The 19,133-nt window shown below is 70.8% G+C and carries 14 protein-coding genes and 1 other RNA gene; 4 read left to right on the top strand and 11 right to left on the bottom strand.

Going from position 1 to position 19,133, the window contains the following annotated elements; translation table 11 throughout:
• Positions 1-57 precede the first annotated feature (57 nt).
• A complete protein-coding gene (locus ARTHRO9V_RS07710; protein ID WP_123570140.1) occupies positions 58-501 on the bottom strand; it encodes an RDD family protein in 444 nt (147 codons plus the stop codon).
• Positions 502-639: 138 nt separating this feature from the next.
• Here ARTHRO9V_RS07710 and glnA point away from each other — a divergent pair, with 138 nt between their 5' ends.
• Positions 640-2,064, top strand: coding sequence for a type I glutamate--ammonia ligase (glnA, locus tag ARTHRO9V_RS07705; RefSeq protein WP_043592663.1), 1,425 nt, complete (start codon positions 640-642; stop codon positions 2,062-2,064).
• 188 nt (positions 2,065-2,252) lie between these two features.
• Here glnA and ARTHRO9V_RS07700 read toward each other — a convergent pair whose 3' ends face one another.
• The 5 genes from ARTHRO9V_RS07700 to ARTHRO9V_RS07680 all read right to left on the bottom strand — a co-directional run bounded on the left by ARTHRO9V_RS07700 (position 2,253) and on the right by ARTHRO9V_RS07680 (position 11,712).
• Positions 2,253-3,683, bottom strand: a complete 1,431-nt coding sequence (locus ARTHRO9V_RS07700) for a UDP-glucose/GDP-mannose dehydrogenase family protein (RefSeq protein ID WP_159826509.1) — start codon at positions 3,681-3,683, stop codon at positions 2,253-2,255.
• A 55-nt stretch (positions 3,684-3,738) separates the two neighbouring features.
• Positions 3,739-5,322, bottom strand: coding sequence for a glycoside hydrolase family 26 protein (locus ARTHRO9V_RS07695; protein ID WP_159826505.1), 1,584 nt, complete (start codon positions 5,320-5,322; stop codon positions 3,739-3,741).
• Complete coding sequence (locus tag ARTHRO9V_RS07690) at positions 5,315-6,901, bottom strand: glycosyltransferase family 2 protein (protein ID WP_159826503.1); 1,587 nt, start codon at positions 6,899-6,901, stop codon at positions 5,315-5,317. The genes ARTHRO9V_RS07695 and ARTHRO9V_RS07690 overlap by 8 nt, the downstream gene beginning before the upstream one ends.
• Before the next feature lie 506 nt (positions 6,902-7,407).
• Positions 7,408-10,353: a bifunctional [glutamine synthetase] adenylyltransferase/[glutamine synthetase]-adenylyl-L-tyrosine phosphorylase gene (locus ARTHRO9V_RS07685; RefSeq protein WP_159826501.1), complete on the bottom strand. Its 2,946-nt coding sequence runs from the start codon at positions 10,351-10,353 to the stop codon at positions 7,408-7,410.
• Between the two features lie 21 nt (positions 10,354-10,374).
• On the bottom strand, positions 10,375-11,712 hold the full coding sequence (locus ARTHRO9V_RS07680) for a glutamine synthetase family protein (RefSeq protein WP_043592660.1): 1,338 nt from the start codon (positions 11,710-11,712) through the stop codon (positions 10,375-10,377).
• 37 nt (positions 11,713-11,749) lie between these two features.
• Between ARTHRO9V_RS07680 and ARTHRO9V_RS07675 the strand changes: the two genes are divergently transcribed.
• Positions 11,750-13,531, top strand: coding sequence for an NAD+ synthase (locus tag ARTHRO9V_RS07675; protein ID WP_159826499.1), 1,782 nt, complete (start codon positions 11,750-11,752; stop codon positions 13,529-13,531).
• A 66-nt stretch (positions 13,532-13,597) separates the two neighbouring features.
• On the opposite strand, the gene ARTHRO9V_RS07670 is transcribed toward ARTHRO9V_RS07675, so the two are convergent.
• Positions 13,598-13,768, bottom strand: a complete 171-nt coding sequence (locus ARTHRO9V_RS07670) for an SPOR domain-containing protein (RefSeq protein WP_123570143.1) — start codon at positions 13,766-13,768, stop codon at positions 13,598-13,600.
• A gap of 66 nt (positions 13,769-13,834) precedes the next feature.
• Between ARTHRO9V_RS07670 and map the strand changes: the two genes are divergently transcribed.
• Together map and ppgK are read left to right on the top strand one after the other, a co-directional pair.
• Entirely contained in the window at positions 13,835-14,698 is an 864-nt protein-coding gene (map, locus tag ARTHRO9V_RS07665) for a type I methionyl aminopeptidase (protein ID WP_056045510.1), read from the top strand.
• A gap of 13 nt (positions 14,699-14,711) precedes the next feature.
• Positions 14,712-15,473 carry a polyphosphate--glucose phosphotransferase gene (gene ppgK / locus ARTHRO9V_RS07660; protein WP_056045514.1) on the top strand — a complete coding sequence of 254 codons (762 nt, stop codon included), beginning with the start codon at positions 14,712-14,714 and terminating at the stop codon, positions 15,471-15,473.
• Between the two features lie 75 nt (positions 15,474-15,548).
• Here the strand turns inward: ppgK and rnpB are convergent.
• The 4 genes from rnpB to ARTHRO9V_RS07640 form a co-directional block, all read right to left on the bottom strand.
• Positions 15,549-15,929: RNase P RNA component class A (rnpB, locus tag ARTHRO9V_RS07655), an RNA gene on the bottom strand.
• 71 nt (positions 15,930-16,000) lie between these two features.
• Positions 16,001-16,744, bottom strand: a complete 744-nt coding sequence (locus ARTHRO9V_RS07650; RefSeq protein WP_236556964.1) for a zinc ribbon domain-containing protein — start codon at positions 16,742-16,744, stop codon at positions 16,001-16,003.
• A gap of 132 nt (positions 16,745-16,876) precedes the next feature.
• Entirely contained in the window at positions 16,877-17,692 is an 816-nt protein-coding gene (locus tag ARTHRO9V_RS07645; RefSeq protein ID WP_159826497.1) for a Nif3-like dinuclear metal center hexameric protein, read from the bottom strand.
• A gap of 9 nt (positions 17,693-17,701) precedes the next feature.
• Positions 17,702-19,114, bottom strand: coding sequence for a hypothetical protein (locus tag ARTHRO9V_RS07640; RefSeq protein ID WP_159826487.1), 1,413 nt, complete (start codon positions 19,112-19,114; stop codon positions 17,702-17,704).
• Positions 19,115-19,133: the final 19 nt, after the last annotated feature.

The raw sequence follows: 19,133 nt of genomic DNA, 5'->3' as shown, positions 1-19,133 counted from the left end.
TGACGACGGCGCCCCTCCGACCAGGAGGGGCGCCGTCGTGCGTGCGGGACGGGTGCCTCAGACGCGGACGAGCAGCGTCCCGGCGACGCGATCGTGCAGCCCGCGCTGGTCGAGGTCCCAGACGACGGCCGGGATGACGAGCACGAGCAGCACCGACCGCAGGACCGGCCGGCCGACGCCGATGCGACCGCCCGCCATCGGCACGAGGCGCATGCCCAGGGCGAGGTGCCCCAGGGTGCCGCCGAAGAGCACCAGGAACAGGATCTGCATCAGCAGGAAGACCCCGGTGATGGCCAGGCCCTCACCGCCGAAGAAGAGTGCGGCGACGGCGTAGGCGATCGCCCAGTCGACGGCGAGCCCCGCCACGCGCCGTCCGAGTCGGGCCACGGAGCGCGGCCCCTTCTCGGGCAGCCCGAGACGCTCGCCCGGCCAGCGTTGCGCGCCGTCGTCGGGGCCGCCCACGGAGGCGGGACGAGAAGGAGGCGCGGTGCGATCGGGCATGCATCGAGCCTACCGAGGGGCCGAGCCGTAACATGCCCGAAACATCAGGGACACCGCAGCGAAACGGCCCCTCCGTAGCCTCGACGGAGGCTGCGTCCCGCATCCGATCCGTTCCAAGCCCATTGGAGAGACATCTAGATGTTCACTGATTCTTCCGAGGTGCTGAAGTTCATTAAGGACACCGACGTCAAGTTCCTTGACATCCGCTTCACCGATCTTCCCGGTGTCCAGCAGCACTTCAACATCCCCGCCTCCACGGTCGACGAGGAGTTCTTCTCCGTCGGACAGCTCTTCGACGGGTCCTCCATCCGGGGCTTCGCCTCGATCCACGAGTCGGACATGCAGCTCATCCCCGACGTCACGACCGGGTACGTCGACCCGTTCCGCGCCGAGCGCACGCTCGTCCTCGTCTTCGACATCTTCAACCCGCGCAACGGCGAGCTGTACAGCCGTGACCCGCGCCAGGTCGCCAAGAAGGCCGAGAAGTACCTCGCGTCGACCGGCATCGCCGACACCGCGTTCTTCGCCCCCGAGGCGGAGTTCTACATCTTCGACGACGTCCGCTACGAAGTGAAGCAGAACGCCAGCTTCTACAGCGTCGACTCCGAAGAGGGCGCCTGGAACACCGGCCGCGTCGAAGAGGGCGGCAACCTCGCCAACAAGACGGCGTACAAGGGCGGCTACTTCCCCGTCAGCCCCGTCGACAAGACGGCCGACCTGCGCGACGACATCAGCCTCAAGCTGATCGACTCGGGTCTGGAGCTCGAGCGTGCGCACCACGAGGTGGGCACCGGCGGCCAGCAGGAGATCAACTACAAGTTCGACACGATGGTCCACGCCGCGGACGACATCCTCAAGTTCAAGTACATCGTCAAGAACACCGCCGAGCAGTGGGGCAAGGTCGCGACCTTCATGCCGAAGCCCCTCTTCGGCGACAACGGCTCGGGCATGCACACCCACCAGTCGCTCTGGAACGACGGCAAGCCGCTGTTCTACGACGAGAACGGCTACGGCGGCCTGTCCGACCTCGCCCGCTGGTACATCGGTGGCCTGCTCAAGCACGCTCCCGCCGTCCTCGCCTTCACGAACCCGTCGATCAACTCGTACCACCGTCTGATCCCGGGCTTCGAGGCCCCCGTGAACCTGGTGTACTCGGCCGGCAACCGTTCGGCGGCCATCCGCATCCCGATCACCGGCACGAACCCGAAGGCCAAGCGCATCGAGTTCCGCGTCCCCGACGCCGCCTCGAACCCGTACCTGGCGTTCGCCGCGCAGCTGATGGCCGGCCTCGACGGCATCCAGAACCGCATCGAGCCGCACGAGCCGGTCGACAAGGACCTCTACGAGCTGCCGCCCGAGGAGGCGAAGAACATCCCGCAGGTGCCCGCGTCGCTCGAGGGTGCGCTCGACGCGCTCGAGGCCGACCACGAGTTCCTGACCAAGGGCAACGTGTTCACCGAGGACCTCATCGAGACCTGGATCGCCTACAAGCGCGAGAAGGAGATCCTGCCCATGGCGCAGCGTCCTCACCCCTTCGAGTTCGAGCTGTACTTCGGCGTCTGACGCCGTCGCACCACGAGAGGCCCGCATCCCCGAGGGGGTGCGGGCCTCTCGCGTCGCTGCCCCAGCGGGCCTCGGGGTGACGACCCGCGCCTCCTCTGGGTCACCCCGGACCAGGAGGCGCGGGGGCGCACGCAGGACGGGCCGCCTCCCGAGGGAGGCGGCCCGTCAGCCCGTGCCCGACGATCCGGTCAGGCGGGTACGGCGGTCGGCGTCAGCACGCGACGCTGGGCCGGCGTGCGACGGCCGCCCAGCGGACGGACCTCCCAGCCGGCGGCCGACCAGACCTCGGCGTCGAGCACGTTGCGCGCGTCGATCACCACGGGGTTGGCGGCGAGCTCGGCGAGCCCGGCCGCGTCCGCCCCGACGAACTCGGGCCACTCGGTGAGAAGCAGCACCGCGTCGGCGTCCGTCACGGCCTCGGCGGCCGAGTCCGCGAACGACAGCGTCGGGAAGCTCCGCTGGGCCGTCTGCGTGGCCTCGGGGTCGACGACGAGCACCTGGGCGCCCCGGAGGTGCAGGGCCGCCGCGACGTTGAGGGCCGGCGAGTCGCGCACGTCGTCGGTGTGCGGCTTGAAGGCCGCCCCGAGCACCGCGATGCGCCGGTTGAGCACGGAGCCGCCGCAGGCGTCGATCGCCTGGTCGATGACCCGCTGGCGCTGGGCCATGTTGATCTCGTCGACCTGTTGCATGAGCCCGACGACGCGGTGGGCGGACAGCTCGTTGGCCCGGAACATCAGGGCACGGATGTCCTTCGGCAGGCACCCGCCGCCGAAGCCGAGCCCCGCGTTCAGGAACTTGCGTCCGATGCGGTCGTCGAAGCCCAGCGCGTCGGCGAGAGTCGAGACGTTGGCACCGGCCGCCTCGCACAACTCGCTGATGGCGTTGATGAACGAGATCTTCGTCGCGAGGAACGCGTTGGCGCTGACCTTGACGAGTTCGGCGGTCGGCAGGTCGCACGAGATGACGGGCGTGCCCGTGGCGATCGGCAGGGCGTAGACCTCACGCATCAGGGCCTCGGTGCGGACGTCGGTGCCGCCGAAGACGATGCGGTCGGGACGCAGCGTGTCCTCGACGGCATGGCCCTCGCGGAGGAACTCGGGGTTCCAGACGAGGTCGGCCGAGACACCGGCGGGGACGACGCCCGCCACGATCTCGCGCAGGTGTGCCGCCGTACCGACCGGGACGGTCGACTTGCCGACGATGAGGCCGTCGTGGCTCAGGGCGGCGGCGACGTTGCGGGTCGCCTCCTCGACGTACGAGAGGTTCGCGGCGTGACTCCCCCGGCGCTGCGGCGTGCCGACGCAGATGAAGTGCACGTCCGACAGGGCCACGGCCTCGGCGAGGTCGGTGGTGAAGGAGAGTCGACCGGTACCCACGTGCTCGAGGATGAGTTCGGGCAGGCCGGGCTCGAAGAACGGCACGCGCCCCTCGGCCAGGGCGGCGACCTTGGCGGGGTCGGTGTCGACCCCGATGACGTCGAAGCCCATCTCGGCCATGGCCGCCGCGTGCGTGGCGCCGAGGTAGCCGGTGCCGATGACGCTGATTCGGGGCTTCACCGAGGTGGCGTCGGCCCCCGTCGCGGCGACGGCGGACTCGGGGGTGGTGGCGTCTTTCTTCATGATGCGCTCCTGGGGATGGGGAAGAGGCGGGAGAAGGGGAAGGTGGTGGCTGTCGTCACGGCGACGGCTGCAGGTCGTAACCGACGTCGCGTCGGGTGATCCCCGCGGTGAAGGCGGCGAGGCTGTCGGACCGGGACGTGAGGCGCCAGTCGTTGGTCGACCGCACCCCGTCCACGACCGTGGTGGCGACGAGGTCGAAGTACGAGAAGCCGATGATGTCCGCGTTCGCCGGATCGGCCAGCGCGGCGAACAGCGAGTTGAACCACTGCGCCTTCTCGCTCGTGGCCGTCGGATCCGACGAGCCGCCCGTCTCGCTGGCGCCGATCTCGGCGAGCAGGATGTTCTTGCCCGGTGCGATGGCCCGGAGCTGCTTCAGGGTGGCGCCGAAGGTGCTGTCGAAGGTCGGCTGGGACTTGTCGTCGTACGGCGGGCGGTAGTAGCCCGACATGCCCACGATGTCGACGTACTCGGGGCCCGGGTAGAGGGTCGCCAGGAAGTCCTCCGTGGTGTGGTTGCTCCCGCCCGTCTTGCCCGTGGCCAGACGGTCGACCCGCGTGGGCGCCCAGATCCAGGCGACCAGGTCGTTCGCACCCTGCCGCTCGAAGAGGTCGTGGACGTGCTGCCAGGCCTTGACGTAGTCCCCGGGTCCGTTGCCGTTGACGGCGCCCTTGCTGTTGCCGTAGTCGGTGCTCCAGGGATACCAGGTGCCGTTCATCTCGTGGTCGAACCGCAGGGCCAGCGGCATGCCGTTGGCCACGATGTCGTCGGCGTAGGTGGTCAGGTACGAGTCGAAGCTGCCGTCGATGATCTTCGTCAGGCTGTAGTCGGGCTGTTCGGGCTCGTTGTTGCCGGCCTTGATCGGCTGCGACTCCCACGTCAGGACGGGCAGCTTGCCCCGCGACCAGGACGAGCGGACGGCGTCGGCACGGAACTCCTGGTCGAAGCCCTGGAAGTAGCCGACCATGTTGGCCTCGGAACCGACCGCCGCCTCCTGCGCGTCGTAGGTCGCCCAGTTGAACGGTGCCTGGTCCGTGAAGAGCCCGAAGTACCGCGAGTCGGGGTCGATGATCGAGGCGAGGGACGGCGTCTCGACCGTGACGGGGCCCGTGGCACCGCCTCCGGTCGATCCGTTCGACCCCGTGCCACCCGACCCGGAGCCGGTCGACGCGCCGGTCCCCCGCCCGCCGGCGGTGCCTGCGGCGCCCGACCCGGTACCGGTGCCCCCCGAGTCCGCGGCGGACTGTGCCTGGGCCAGTGCCGACTCGGCGGAGGCGAGCTTCGCCTGCGCCGCGGTCAGCTGTCCCTCGGACGTCCAGGCCTGCTGCTGCACGTCGGCCAGGGCGGCCTTGCTCTCGGCGAGCTGCTTCTTCGCGGAGACCAACTGGTCGAGCAAAGCGGACCGGTCCGCCTTGAGCGACGAGACGTTGATGGACGGGTCGACGCCCGTGACCTCGGTGACGGCACTGCGGACGATGTTGTCGGACGGCGAGACCCAGATGAGCCACGAGATCATCGCGAGCAACACCACCACGGCGGTGGCGCCGAGCGCCGTGCGCCGGGCGTTGCCGTGCGAGGTGGCCCACCAGGCGCCGGAATGCATGTGGACGGGGGTGACGAAGTCCTGCGTCGAGTCAGACAATGAAGAAGACCTCCAGGGCGATGATGGCGGCGCCGATCAGGTACGGGAACCCGGCTTTGGGGTTGAGGCGACGACGAGGAGGCGCGGTGGCGGTGGCCACGGCGGCCACCGGTGCCGGCGTGGTCGCGCCGTCGGCCTCGGCGGCCAGGGCCGCCTTGCGGCTCCGGACGAGGACCGCACCCTGTTCGTCCGTCTCGTCGGCAGTCGAGCCGAAGTCGAAGAGCGTGTCGACCCCCGGGTCGACGCCGTCGCGGAACTGCCGTTCGAGGGCGTCGATGGGGGCCTCCTCGGCCACCTCGTCGAGCGCACCCTGCATCTCGTCGTTGGCCGCGCCTCCTGCGTAGGCCCCGGCCCGGGTGCCCCAACCGCTGGCGTGACCCATGCGGAAGAACCCGATGACCCGGATGGGCATGAGGAAGAACGTCGACACGATGATGAACACCGGGAGGCGGAAGAAGTCCGAGGGCTTCTCGGCCAGGTGGCGCATCTGACGGATCGACATGCTGAGCACGGACGAGACCACCATGAGGACGACGATGCTGATGAGACCGGTCTGCACGCCGTACTCCTCGAGGATGCCGCGGTACAGGTTCACGCCCTGGCCGGTGATCCCCCGGTAGATCCAGCCGCCGATGACGCCCATGAGCATGAAGGGCAGCACGATGTCCATGGCGAAGAAGAACGCGAGGAGCGGGGCGTGCCCGACCATCCACGGCATCATGCGGAGGGTGTTGTACTGGCTCCCGCGAGCCCAGCGCAGCTGCTGCTTGTAGAGCTTCTTGACCTGGAGCGGGGCGTCCGTGTAGACGAGGCTGGTGTGCTGGTAGACGGTGCGGTAGCCCTCCTTGAGCGTGAGGTTCGTCAGGGTGCGGTCGTCACTGACCTCGAGGAACACGCCCATGAACTTCTCCGTCATGAACCTGTCCATGACCCGGACGAGGATCTCGCGGCGGAAGGCGATGGTGCGGCCCGGCAGGCAGCCGATCTGCCCCAGCACGCTCTGCGCCGGCATCGAGTAGAGGGCACGGGAGTTCTCGAGCCAGTCGGCCCACCGCGTGATCCAGCTGCGCTCGGGCTCGAGGATGCGCTGGCGGGTGGTGACTCCCCCGACGTTCTCCTGGGCGAACGGACGGAGCAGCTCGGAGAGGGTGCCCGGCGTCCAGACCGTGTCGGAGTCGACCAGGACGGTGATGTCTCCCCGGCTGAGCTCGGTGCCGATCATGACGGCGTTGCGCTTGCCCGGGATCGGCGTGTGCACCCACCGGACGAGCGGCCCGAACTCCTCGCAGACGGCGGCGAGCTCGGGGTTGGGCTTGCCGTTGATGACGACGATGATCTCGCCGGGACCCTGTTCGACCATGCGGCCGATGACGTCCCGGAAGAGGTCGAGCGGTTCGTCCACGACGGGGACGACGACGCTGGTCGTGCCGCGGAACTCGCCCGTGAAGGGGCGGTAGCGGCGGGAGAGCAGGACCTTGATGATCCAGAGCACCCAGATGAGGGCGCTGTAGGCGGCGAAGAGGTAGATCTCGGGGTATCCGCCCGCCATGGATCGGATCTGCAGGATGAAGGTCAACACGATGGCCACCTGAGGTGTGAGAAGGGATCGGCTTCCGCAACGCTGGGGAATTGGTCTATCGGGTTGAGGGAATTCTCAGTCACTCACGGGCGGCTCACAACCACCCCCCGACCGCGGGTGGCCGGGCGCGCCGGTCGGGGTACGTCGGGTCGGGCAAGGTGCTGTCGACAGAAGTGCTGACACGTCAGTGAGGGCTCGACGTCCGAACGGAACCGTTCGATCGGTCCGCAGGTGGGACGGGCAGCCGTGATCCGACGCCGAACGAAAAGCCTGGTCACGAGCCCGGAATCAGCGCCCGGCACGGGCGTTGCCCAATGGGCAGCGATGGGCCTCGACGCCGCCGTCGACGACCACCCCCCACCCGTGGGTCATCTGCCCGAAATCCGATGGACACGTGCACAGGGGTACAACACCGCCAAACGGGGTACAGCGAAATGGCCCGACGTCGACCCGAGCGGATCGACCGCCTCCGGCGCAGCCCGGGCGTGTCGCACGTCCCGGACGGGTCAGCCGAGCGGCTCGGGTGCCTCGTCGATGCCGTAGAACTCGCGCTCGAAGACGGCGCGTGACCGACGGGTGGCCGCGAGGTAGTCCTCTTCGAGGGTCGTGGCGGAGCCCGGCGGGTACTCCATCAGGCGCGCCACGCCTTCCAGCTGCCGACGGTCCCGTGGCAGGACGTCCTGCGTCCGGGAGGTCCAGAGGGTGACCGCCGAGCGCGCCCGGGAGGCCATGATCCAGGCGTCGTGCAGCCGCCGGGCGTCCTCGTCGGCCACCAGGCCGGCGTCCACCGCCGCGGCGAGGGCGTCGAGCGTCGACGGGGTCCGGAGGCCGGGCACGTCCACCCCGTGCTGCAGCTGGAGCAGTTGGACGAACCACTCGACGTCGCTCAGCGAGCCCCGACCGAGCTTGAGGTGACGCGAGGGCTCGGCGCCCTTGGGCAGACGCTCGGACTCGACCCTGGCCTTGATGCGCTTGACCTCGCGGATCTGCTGCTCGGTCAGCTCGGCGGGGTACCGCACCGCGTCGGCGACGGCCATGAAGTCGTCGAGGAGCGTCTCGTCACCGGCCACGGGCCGGGCGCGCAACAACGACTGGGCCTCCCAGGTGAGCGACCAGCGAGCGTAGTAGGCCCGGTACGAGGACAGCGATCGGACCACCGGCCCGTTCTTCCCCTCGGGGCGCAGGCCGGTGTCGAGGTCGAACGGCACGAGGGCGTCGGACGTGAGTCGGCTCATCTCGGCGGCCACCGTGAGGGCACGCCGATGGGCCGTCTCGTCGCCCTCGGGAGCGCGGTAGACGTAGAGCACGTCGGCGTCGGAGCCGAACCCGAGTTCTTCTCCCCCGTACCGGCCCATGGCGATCACGGCGAACTCGAGGTCGCCGGCGTCCCGGCGGGCGAGGGCCAACGCCCCGGTCACCGAGGCCGTCGTCACCGCGGTCAGGCCCCGGGCCAGGGTGCCGATGTCGAGGATGCCCAGGATGCCGCCCACGGCGAGCCGCAGGATCTCGCGGCGCCGCGCCTGCCGCAGGACCGTCGCCGCCGCGTCGGGCGAACGGTGCCGCGCCAGGGTGGCGGCCGTCTCGTCGAGGAGGCTCGAGAGGGAGCGGGCCTTGAGCTCCGCGTCGTTCTCGAGCCACGCCGCGGCCTCGGGGATGCGCTCCAGCAGGTCGGCGGCGAAGGTCGACGACGACAGGACGGTCGTCAGTCGGTGGGCGGCCCCCGACGAGTCCCGCAGCATGCGGAGGAACCAGTACGACTCGCCGAGGCCGTCGCTCAATCGCCGGAACGCGAGCAGACCGAGGTCGGGGTCGGTGCCGTCGGCGAACCACTGCAGCATGGCCGGCAGCAGGTGGCGCTGGATGCTCGCCCGGCGGGAGACGCCGGCCGTCAGGGCGGCGATGTGACCGAGCGCGCCCTTCGGGTCGGCGAATCCGATGGCCGCGAGCCGCGCCGACGCCTGGTCGGAGCTGAGCGCCAGGTCTTCTTCGGGTCGCGCCGCGACGGCCGACAGGAGCGGGCGGTAGAACAGCCGCACGTGCAACGTACGGACCCGACGCTTCACCCCTTGCCACAGGTCGACGAGTTGGGCGGCACCCGGCGCGAGACCGGTGCCGCGGGCGAGGACCCGGAGGGCGTTCTCGTCCGTCGGCATGAGGTGCGTGCGCCGCAGTCGCGTCAGCTGGATGCGGTGCTCCAGCAGGCGCAGCACGCGGTAGTCGCGGTCGAACTCCGCGGCCTCGGCTCGTCCGACGTAGCCCCGCGCGGCCAGGGCGCCCAACGCGTCGAGCGTCGAGCGCTGGTGCACGCGTTCGTCGGCCTGCCCGTGGACGAGCTGCAGCAGCTGGATGGTGAACTCGATGTCGCGCAGTCCGCCGGGACCGAGTTTGAGCTGCTGGTCGACCTCGCCCGCCGGGATCAGGGCCGTGACCCGTTCGCGCATGGCCTGGACCGACTCGACGAAGTTCTCGCGTGAGGCGGCCGACCAGACGAACGGCGCGACGGCCGCGACGTAGCGCTCGCCGAGGTCGACGTCGCCCGCGAGGGGCCGCGCCTTCAACAGGGCCTGGAACTCCCACCCCTTGGCCCAGCGCTCGTAGTAAGCGACGTGCGACTCGAGCGTGCGGACGAGGGCGCCGTCCTTGCCCTCCGGCCGCAGGTTCGCGTCGACCTCCCAGAGGTCGGGTTCGACGGCGAGGTCCGAGATCGCCCGAGCCGCGTGCATCGCCAGACGGCTGCCGATCTCGACGGCCCGACCGTTCTCGAGCCCGTCGACGCCCTCGGCGACGTAGACCACGTCGACGTCGCTGAGGTAGTTCAGCTCGCGGGCCCCGGCCTTGCCCATGCCGATGACGGCGAGCCGGGTGCGCTCGACGTCGGCGGCGGGGAACGGGACCTCGCGTCGGGCCACGTCGACGGCGGCGTCGAGGGCGGCGCCCGCGAGGTCGGCGAGGGCGGCGGCCACGCGGGGCAGGACCTCGACGGGGTCGTCGGCCTCGAGGTCGAAGGACGCCAGCTGGAGCAGGTGACGCCGGTACCGGACCCGGAGCGCGACGCGCGCCTCGTCGCCGGTCAGCCCGGTCGCCGCCCGACGGACGTCGTCACGGTACGTCGCGGCCGGCGGTGGTTCGTCCAGCGGTTCGAGCAGGACGCCCGCCTCGGCCGGGCGACGCGCGACGAACTCGGCAAGGCCCTCGGAGGCACCGAGGACCCTCAGGAGGCGCGGGCCGGCCTCGCCGTCGAGCAACTCGACCACGCCGGCACGATCCCGCTCGACCGATCGCTCGAGGTGCGCCAGGGCCGCGTCCGGGTCGGCCACCGTGGCGAACCACGGGACCAGGTCGCGCACCTGGGGCACCTCGGCGACGAGGCGGTCGAGCCGGTCACGCCCGGCACCGAGGTCGGAGAACCCGAGCCGCGCCAGCTCGGAGAGACCGGTCGCGGATCGGGGCATGAGGGCGGGGTGGCCGGTCGACTAGAGGATCTCGAGGTTCGAGCGCAGCTCGAACGGCGTGACCTGTGCCCGGTACTCTTTCCACTCTTGTCGCTTGTTGAGGAGCACGTAGTTGAAGACCTGCTCGCCCAACGTCTCGGCGACGAGCTCGCTGTTCTCCATGATCGACAGGGCGTGGTCGAGGCTGGCGGGCAGCTGACGGTAACCCAGGGCACGACGCTCGGCGTCGCTCAGGCCCCAGACGTTGTCCTCGGCCTCGGCGGGCAGCTCGTAGCCCTCTTCGATGCCCTTGAGCCCCGCCGCCAGCATCAGCGAGAAGGCCAGGTACGGGTTCGCCGCGGAGTCGATGGCACGGTACTCGACCCGGCTCGAGTTGCCCTTGTTCGGCTTGTAGAGCGGGACGCGCACGAGCGCCGAGCGGTTGTTGTGGCCCCAGGTCACGAAGCTCGGCGCCTCGTCGCCGCCCCAGAGGCGCTTGTAGCTGTTGACGAACTGGTTCGTCACGGCCGTGATCTCGGGGGCGTGCTTGAGCAGGCCCGCGATGAACTGACGACCGATGGTCGACAGCTGGTACTCGGCGCCCGCCTCGTAGAAGGCGTTGGAGTCGCCCTCGAAGAGCGACATGTGCGTGTGCATGCCCGAACCGGGGTGCTGGCTGAACGGCTTCGGCATGAACGAGGCGAAGACGCCCTGTTCGATGGCGACCTCTTTGATGACCGTCCGGAAGGTCATGATGTTGTCGGCCGTCGTCAGCGCGTCGGCGTAGCGCAGGTCGATCTCGTTCTGACCGGGCCCCGCCTCGTGGTGGCTGAACTCGACCGAGATGCCGAGGTCTTCGAGCATGCGGACGGAGCGGCGACGGAAGTCGTGGGCGGTCCCGCCGGGGACGTTGTCGAAGTAGCCGGCCGAGTCGACCGGCTGGGGGCCGTCGGCGCCGAGCTGCGCGCTCTTGAGCAGGTAGAACTCGACCTCGGGGTGCGTGTAGAAGGTGAAGCCGCGCTCGCCGGCCCGAGCCAGGGTGCGCTTCAGGACGTTGCGCGGATCCGCCACGGCGGGCTGGCCGTCGGGCGTCGTGATGTCGCAGAACATGCGGGCGGTCGGATCGATCTCGCCCCGCCAGGGCAGGATCTGGAAGGTCGTCGGGTCGGGCTGCGCGAGGACGTCGGCCTCGTACGAGCGCGTCAGGCCCTCGATGGCCGAACCGTCGAAGCCGATGCCCTCGGCGAACGCCCCCTCGACCTCGGCCGGGGCGATGGCGACGGACTTGAGGGTGCCGATCACGTCGGTGAACCAGAGGCGGATGAACTTGATGCCGCGCTCTTCGATCGTGCGGAGGACGAAGTCCCTCTGTTTGTCCATGCCACGGCCTTTCTGCTCCGCCACTACGGTAGTGGACATGCCCCGACTCCGCTTGGCGCTCGCGCAGACCAACCCCGTCGTCGGCGACCTCGCCGGCAACTCCGCCCAGATCGTCGAGGCGGCCCGCCGGGCGCACGCCGCCGGCGCCGACCTCCTCGCCGCGGGCGAGATGAGCGTCACGGGGTACCCGATCGAGGACCTGGCCAGCCGGCCGAGCTTCCTCCAGGCCAGTCGGCACGCCGTCGAGGTGCTGGCCGAGACCCTCGAGGCCGAGGGCCTGGGCGACCTCCCCGTGGTGGTCGGCCACGCCGACGGGCCCTTCGAGCCGCGCCTCCTGGGCACGAGCAACGCCCCGACCGCCATCGCGAAGAACTGCGCCAGCGTCCTGCAGGGCGGTCGCGTCGTGACGACCACCGCCAAGTACCACCTGCCGAACTACTCGGTCTTCGACGAGTACCGCGTGTTCATCCCCGGCGACGAGTTGCTCGTCGTCCGCGTGGCGGGCGTCGACGTCGCCCTCGTGATCTGCGAGGACCTCTGGCGCGACGGCGGCCCCGTCGAGCGCGTGCTGCACGCCGACGCGGGCCTGCTCGTCGTGATCAACGCGAGCCCGTTCGTCCGCGACAAGGACGAGGTGCGCCTCCCCCTCGTCACCCGCCGGGCCGTCGAGAACGACACCCTGGTGGCCTACGTCAACATCGTCGGCGGTCAGGACGACCTCGTCTTCGACGGCGACAGCGTGGTCGTCGACGGCAGCGGCACGATCCTGGCCCGGGCCCCGCAGTTCGACGAGCACCTGCTCGTCGTCGACCTCGACCCCGAGCCGGCCACGGACACCGAGCTGCCCGAGGGCATCCGCCGCGTCGAGCTCGACCCGGCTTCCGACGCGACCGTCGTCGGTGCCGGTGGCTCCGGGCCGCACGCCGGGCGCGCCTCCTCGTCCCCGGTCGAGCGCGACGTCGCCGACCTGCCCGACGACCGCCAGCAGCTCTGGAACGCCCTGGTGCTGGGCACTCGCGACTACGTGCGGAAGAACGGGTTCCGCAGCGTGATCCTCGGACTCTCGGGCGGCATCGACTCGGCCGTGTGCGCGGCGATCGCCGCCGACGCCATCGGGGCCGACGCCGTGTACGGCGTCTCGATGCCCAGCCAGTGGTCGAGCGAGCACAGCCGCAGCGACGCCGACGACGTCGCCGAGCGGATCGGCGTGCGGTACTCGACCGAACCGATCGCCGGCCTCGTCGCACCGTTCGAGGACCAGTTGCACCTCACCGGCCTCGCCGCCGAGAACGTCCAGGCCCGCGCCCGGGCGCTCGTGCTGATGGGGTTGTCAAACCTGCACGGCCACCTCGTGCTGACCACGGGCAACAAGACCGAGCTCGCCGTCGGCTACTCGACGATCTACGGCGACTCGGTCGGTGGGTTCGCCCCGATCAAGGACGTCCCCAAGACGATGGTCTGGGAGCTCGCCCGGTGGCGCAACGCCCACGCCGAGTCGATCGGCGAGACCGCGCCCATCCCCGAGAACTCGATCACGAAGCCGCCGTCGGCCGAGCTGCGGCCGGACCAGAAGGACGAGGACTCGTTGCCGCCCTACGAGGTGCTCGACGGCATCCTCGAGGGGTACATCACGAACGCGCTCGGGGCGGCCGACGTCGTGGCGCTCGGCTACGACGCGGACACGGTGGCCGAGATCACGAAGCTGGTCGACCGCTCCGAGTGGAAGCGCCGCCAGGGGGCGATCGGCCCGAAGATCTCGGGCATGGCCTTCGGCCGGGACCGCCGTCTGCCGATCACCTACCGGCCGACGACGGTCTGACGCCCGATCGGCCCGTCGGCGACCGGTCGTCCCGACGGCGACGCGCCGACCGGACGACCGGACCGGTCAGTCGTTCGCGGCCTCTTCGGCGTCGAGGGCGGCGTTGCGGGCCTTGATCGTCTCGATCGCCCGGGCCGCCTCGTCGCGGGTGGCGTAGGGCCCGGCGCGGTCGACGGCCGGAGAGACCTTGCCCTCCTCGACCTCGTGCGTCTTCGTGTTGAACCAGAACTCGGCCATGGTGTCGTCCTCTCGGTGCGGCTGTCGAGAACGCGAGCCCGTCGCGCTCCCCCTAAGCTTGATCGTATGCCCCGGGACTCCCACGGATTCTTGACCCCGGGCCGGATCTCAGCGCAGCGTCCGGTCCCCCCGTCGATCGCCCGACCCGAGTACGTCGGCAAGGCCGCTCCGGCCGAGTACACCGACGGCGACGTCTACGACGCCGAGACCGTCGAGCTGATCCGCGAGAGCGGCCGCATCGCCTCGCAGGCCATCGACGCCGTCGAGGCCGCCCTCCGCCCCGGCGTGACGACCGAAGAACTCGACCGCATCGCCCACGAGTTCGTCGTCGCCCACGACGCCTACCCGTCGACCCTGGGGTACCGCGGGTACCCCAAGTCGGTCTGCACCTCGGTGAACGAGGTCATCTGCCACGGCATCCCCGACGACACCGTCCTGGTCGACGGCGACCTGATCAACGTCGACATCACGGCGTTCAAGAACGGCGTCCACGGCGACCTGAACCGCACCTTCGTCGTCGGCGAGGCCGCCCCCGAGACCGTCGACCTGGTCGACCGCACCCGTGAGGCGCTGAGGCGCGGCATCAAGGCCGTCGCTCCGGGGCGTCAGGTGAACGTGATCGGTCGGGCGATCGAGTCGTACGCCAAGCGCTTCGGCCTGGGCGTCGTGCGCGACTACACCGGCCACGGCGTCGGACGCGCCTTCCACTCCGGCCTGATCATCCCCCACTACGACGCGCCGCAGTACGACGACGTCATCGAGGTCGGGATGGTGTTCACCATCGAGCCCATGTTGACCCTCGGTGGCATCGAGGCCGACGTCTGGGACGACGACTGGACCGTCACCACCCGCGACAAGAGCCTCACGGCCCAGTTTGAGCACACCCTGGTCGTCACCGAACGCGGTGCCGACATCCTCACGCTCTCCTGAGAAAGGACCACCCATGGCACGCACCGCAGTGGGAATCGACATCGGCGGCACAGGCATCAAGGGGGCGATCGTCGACCTCGACAGCGGCGAGCTCCTCTCGGACCGCATCAAGAAGAGCACTCCCGAGGGCGGCGAACCCGACGCCATCGTCGCGGTCGTCCGGCAGATCGTCGACGAACTCGGCCTCGACGACGCCTCGGTGCCGGTCGGCGTCTGTTTCCCGGCCGCCATCATGGACGGCAAGACCCTCTCGGCCGCCAACGTGTCGAAGAAGTGGATCGGCTTCGAGGCCGAGAAGCTCTTCGAGACCACACTCGGCCGCGACATCCACTTCGTCAACGACGCCGACGCCGCAGGCTACGCCGAGACCCGTTTCGGGGCCGCGAAGGACGTGAAGGGCCTCGTCGTCATGACGACGCTCGGCACGGGCATCGGCACCGCCCTGATCAACGACGGCGTGCTCATCGTCAACGCCGAGCTCGGGCACCTCGAGATCGGTGGCAAGGACTACGAGACCAAGGCCTCGTTCGCGGCGAAGGAGCGCGACGACCTCAGTTGGAAGCACTGGGCGAAGCGCCTGCAGAAGTACTACTCGCACCTCGAGGCCCTGCTCTACCCGCGCCTGATCATCGTCGGCGGCGGCGTCTCGAAGCACCACGACGAGTTCTTGCCGCTGCTCGACCTGCGGGCCGAGATCGTCCCGGCGAAACTCCGCAACAACGCCGGCATCATGGGTGCCGCCGCCCTGGCCGCCGACTCGAACCCGGCGTTCTGAGGCGAGGCGCGACCGACGCGAGACGACCCCGGCCGAGGAGGCGCGCCTCCTGGGCCGGGGTCGTCTCGCGTGAGGCGAATGGGCCGACTGCTACGCCGGGTTCTGTCCCGGTGCCGAGGCACCATGGACGGCCATCTCTCTCGGAACTACGTTGCCGCAGCTCTCTAGCGGTCTACCCGGGGACTCGGCGAGCAGCCTCGTCGTCCCCTCTTTGACCTTGCTCCGGGCGAGGTTTACATAGCCGGCCGGTCACCCGAGCCGCTGGTGGTCTCTTACACCGCCGTTTCACCCTTACCCCGTGTCGCACCCGGAGGTGCGACACGTGGCGGTCTGCTCTCTGTTGCACTTTCTCGCGGGTTGCCCCGGGTGGGTGTTACCCACCGCCCTGCTCTGTGGAGCCCGGACGTTCCTCGGCGACGGGCTCTCGCCCGCCGACGCGACCGTCTTGTCGACCCATTCGCGACCCCGAGCCTAGCGGTGCGACGCCCCTCCGTGTGCCACGGCTCGTGCGGGGGCCCCGCCCCTGGTCAGAGGCCTGATTCGTAGGTGCGGACGAGGACCGCGTTGCTGTCGGGGCAGAGCACGACGTCGTCCTCGGCGGCGGCACGCACGGCCGCGAGGTCGCTGCCCGTCAGGGCCACGCCACTCGCGCTCGACACGCCACCACGCAACAACGAGGCACCCACGCCGTAGCGGTCCCGCTGACGCTCGTAGAGGGCCAGCAGATCGGCGGGCACCGTGGCGGCGATGGTCTCGCGGTTGGCGACGACCTCGGCCCGCTCGGCCTCGAGCTCGGCGAGCTTCGCGTCGCGCCCGGTCTCGGCGTCGACGCGGCGGGTGTCGAGCTGGTCGAGCTCGCCCCGCGTCACCGCCGCGACGGCACCCAGGCTCTCGACGCGTTCCATCACCTCGAGCTGGAGGTCCTCCAGGTCGGAGCGACGCTTGGCGAGGGCGGCGAGCTCACCCTCGAGGGCGGCCACGTCCTTCGAGGACGACGACGACGCGATGCGCTGTTCGTCACGGACGACGCGCGCCTCGACGACGGCGACGTCGGACTCGATGCGCTTGAGCTCGCTCTGCGCGTCCTCCCAGGCGCCCTGCTCGGTCGCGAGGCGGCTGCGGAGGCGAGAGCCGTCGCCCTCGAGCGACGCGAGGACGGCGATCTCGGGGAGGTTCGCCCCCTTGTGCGCGATCTGGCGGAGTGCGGTGTCGAGTTGCTGCAGGTCGAGCAGCAGGGCCTGGTGCTCGTAGCTGGCTTTCATCAGGGGCATGGGGACTCTTCTCGGGGTCGGGGGGCGCTTCTCGGGGTCGGGGGGAGGCAGGGACGGGGCGACGAGGAGGCGCGGGCCGCGAGGTCTCGCGGCTCACGACCCGGCGACGTCGCGACGGGCGGCTCGGCGTGCTCACTGCACGACGGCGAAGTCCCACGGGTCCGTGCGCAGGTCGCTGAGGGTGACCTCGACGTCGTGCAGCTCGCGGCGGAGCTGCGCGGCCGCCGTGTCGAGCCAGAGCCACTCGGCCGCCCAGTGCGACACGTCGACCAGGGCGGGGCCGCGGCCGAGCCTCATGAGTTCGCGCGCGTCGGAGGCGGGGTGGTGGCGCAGGTCGCTGGTGACGTACACGTCGGCGGCGAGCACCGCCGGGTCGGCCAGCAGCGAGTCGCCGGCACCGGCGCAGAGGGCGACGGTCTCGACGACGCGGTCGGCGTCACCTGCCACACGGATGCCGGACGCGGTCGGGGGCAGCACGTCGCCGAGCTGGCGGGCGAGGGCCACGAGCGTCATGGCGTGCGGCAGGCGCCCGACGATGCCGAGTCCCGTGTCGTCGGTGGCGCCCGGGGTGATCGGGCGCTGGTCGACGATGCCGAGCTGGTGCGCGAGCACGCGGGACGTGCCGGTCTCGACGACGTCGGCGTTGGTGTGGGCGGCGACGAGGCCGCACCCGGCACGGACGAGCCGTGCGACGACCGCACCCTTGGTGGTGTCCTCCGACACCGTCGAGACGCCGTGGAACAGCAGCGGATGGTGGACCAGCAACAGGTCGGCCCCCATGCCGACGGCTTCGTCGACGGTGTCGAGCACGGCGTCGACGGCCAGGTGCACGTGGGTCACGGGCCGGTCGGGGTCACCGACGACGAGACCCGGAGAATCCCACGACGACGCGCCCGCGAGAGGCCAGAGACGTTCGATGACGGAGTTGACCGAGGCGAGTGTGGACACCCCGACAGCCTAGTCGCGAGCCGTCGAGCGGAACCCCGTGATCATGACCGCGACGATGAACGCGACGACCGAGGCGCCGAGCAGGGCGACGACCACCGAGACGGACGTCGACAGGCCGGTGAGGCCCACGGCCCGGACGACGAATCCCTGCCAGGCGAACGAACCGAGGTCGCTCAGGAGCAGACCGAAGCCGACGACGGTGCCGACCACGACGCCGGCGACGACGCCCACCGGACCGCGGCGGGCGACGCGGGTGGCGTCGTCGGGGCGGGTCGAGACCGAGGCGAGCGCGGTCAGGCCGACGAGGCCGGTCGCGACGGGGACGGCGACGGTGGCGAGGACGGCCGAGGCCACGGCCAGGGCGGGGACGAAGGCCAGCACGACGGCCGCGACGACGATCAGCGCGGCCGTGGCGGCGACCACGAGCGCGAGGGGACGACGCAGCAGGGGCGGGACGGGGGCGGAGGCGACCGTCTGCACGTCGGAGGCCGACCGGGTCGGCGCGACCAGCGCCTCCTGATCGGCTGCCGCCCGGGCGTCCGGGGCGTCGGCGGAGTCGGCGGCGTCGAGCGCGAGGGGACGGGGGCCGGTCGACGGGACGACGACGGGAGCCGAGGTCGGGGTGGCGGCGGCCGGGCGCGCGTCGCGGTCGGCGTCCGGCGCGTGGCCCGCCTCGACGACAGGCCTGGCCTGACGGATCGCCCCGGGCGTCACGACGGGCAGGACCCCGGTGAACCGGAGGCGCGTGGCCTCGAGGGCGCGAGCCGCCTCGTCCGTGCCGACGCGGGTGATCTCGTCCTCCCAGGACGCGAAGCGCGCGGCCTCGACCTCGCGCAGGGCCAGCTGGGCCTGGACGACGGCCATCAGGTCGATGGTCGCGGTGTCCTCGAGGCGCTTCTCGACCAGGCGCGCGAGCACCTCGTCGTCGAGCGTCATGCGCTCCGGGGGCTGGGGCAGGTCGTCGGGCACCGACACGGCGAGCACCGGCAGGGTGATCGCCGAGGTGTCGACCGAGTGGCGGGCCACGCTCGCCGGACGGGCCTCGAAGGCGTCCGTGGGCACGACGTCGTCGAGGACGACGTCGGCGCGGTGCGAGGGGATCGAGACGGGACGGGGCGCCACGGGAGTGGCGGCATCGACGGGGCGGGCCTCGGTGTGGCGCGTCTCGGCCTGACGCGTCTCGGCCTGACGGTCCTCGGTCGTGTCGTCGAGCCGGTCGACGGGGGCCTCGGCGGCCTCGGAGGTCTCGGGGGCGAGGGTCTGGTTCACGGGGTGGTGCTCCTGCTGGTCCGGGCGAGCGGAGGGCTCGGGGACGGTGTCGTCGAGGGGTGCGACGAACGTCACACGGCGCCGGTGGAACGTGACGTCGTCGTCGAGGGGTGCGATGCCCCCGACGCTCGCGGTCTGCACGTTGTCGGCCATGCTCGGATGGTAGGTGACG

This window comes from Frigoribacterium sp. 9N, assembly GCF_902506305.1.
Taxonomy (GTDB): Bacteria; Actinomycetota; Actinomycetes; order Actinomycetales; family Microbacteriaceae; genus Frigoribacterium.
The sequence above is the reverse complement of the archived record's forward strand: the minus strand, read 5'-3'. Positions and strand labels throughout refer to the sequence as shown.

Excerpts from the sequence above, each read along its gene's own strand:
- map (WP_056045510.1), top strand. The coding sequence starts at position 13,835 with ATGCCCCGGGACTCCCACGGATTCTTGACCCCGGGCCGGATCTCAGCG.
- ARTHRO9V_RS07700 (WP_159826509.1), bottom strand. The coding sequence starts at position 3,683 with ATGAAGAAAGACGCCACCACCCCCGAGTCCGCCGTCGCCGCGACGGGG.
- glnA (WP_043592663.1), top strand. The coding sequence starts at position 640 with ATGTTCACTGATTCTTCCGAGGTGCTGAAGTTCATTAAGGACACCGAC.
- ARTHRO9V_RS07675 (WP_159826499.1), top strand. The coding sequence starts at position 11,750 with ATGCCCCGACTCCGCTTGGCGCTCGCGCAGACCAACCCCGTCGTCGGC.
- ppgK (WP_056045514.1), top strand. The coding sequence starts at position 14,712 with ATGGCACGCACCGCAGTGGGAATCGACATCGGCGGCACAGGCATCAAG.
- ARTHRO9V_RS07710 (WP_123570140.1), bottom strand. The coding sequence starts at position 501 with ATGCCCGATCGCACCGCGCCTCCTTCTCGTCCCGCCTCCGTGGGCGGC.
- ARTHRO9V_RS07670 (WP_123570143.1), bottom strand. The coding sequence starts at position 13,768 with ATGGCCGAGTTCTGGTTCAACACGAAGACGCACGAGGTCGAGGAGGGC.
- ARTHRO9V_RS07640 (WP_159826487.1), bottom strand. The coding sequence starts at position 19,114 with ATGGCCGACAACGTGCAGACCGCGAGCGTCGGGGGCATCGCACCCCTC.
- ARTHRO9V_RS07680 (WP_043592660.1), bottom strand. The coding sequence starts at position 11,712 with ATGGACAAACAGAGGGACTTCGTCCTCCGCACGATCGAAGAGCGCGGC.
- ARTHRO9V_RS07685 (WP_159826501.1), bottom strand. The coding sequence starts at position 10,353 with ATGCCCCGATCCGCGACCGGTCTCTCCGAGCTGGCGCGGCTCGGGTTC.
- ARTHRO9V_RS07650 (WP_236556964.1), bottom strand. The coding sequence starts at position 16,744 with ATGCCCCTGATGAAAGCCAGCTACGAGCACCAGGCCCTGCTGCTCGAC.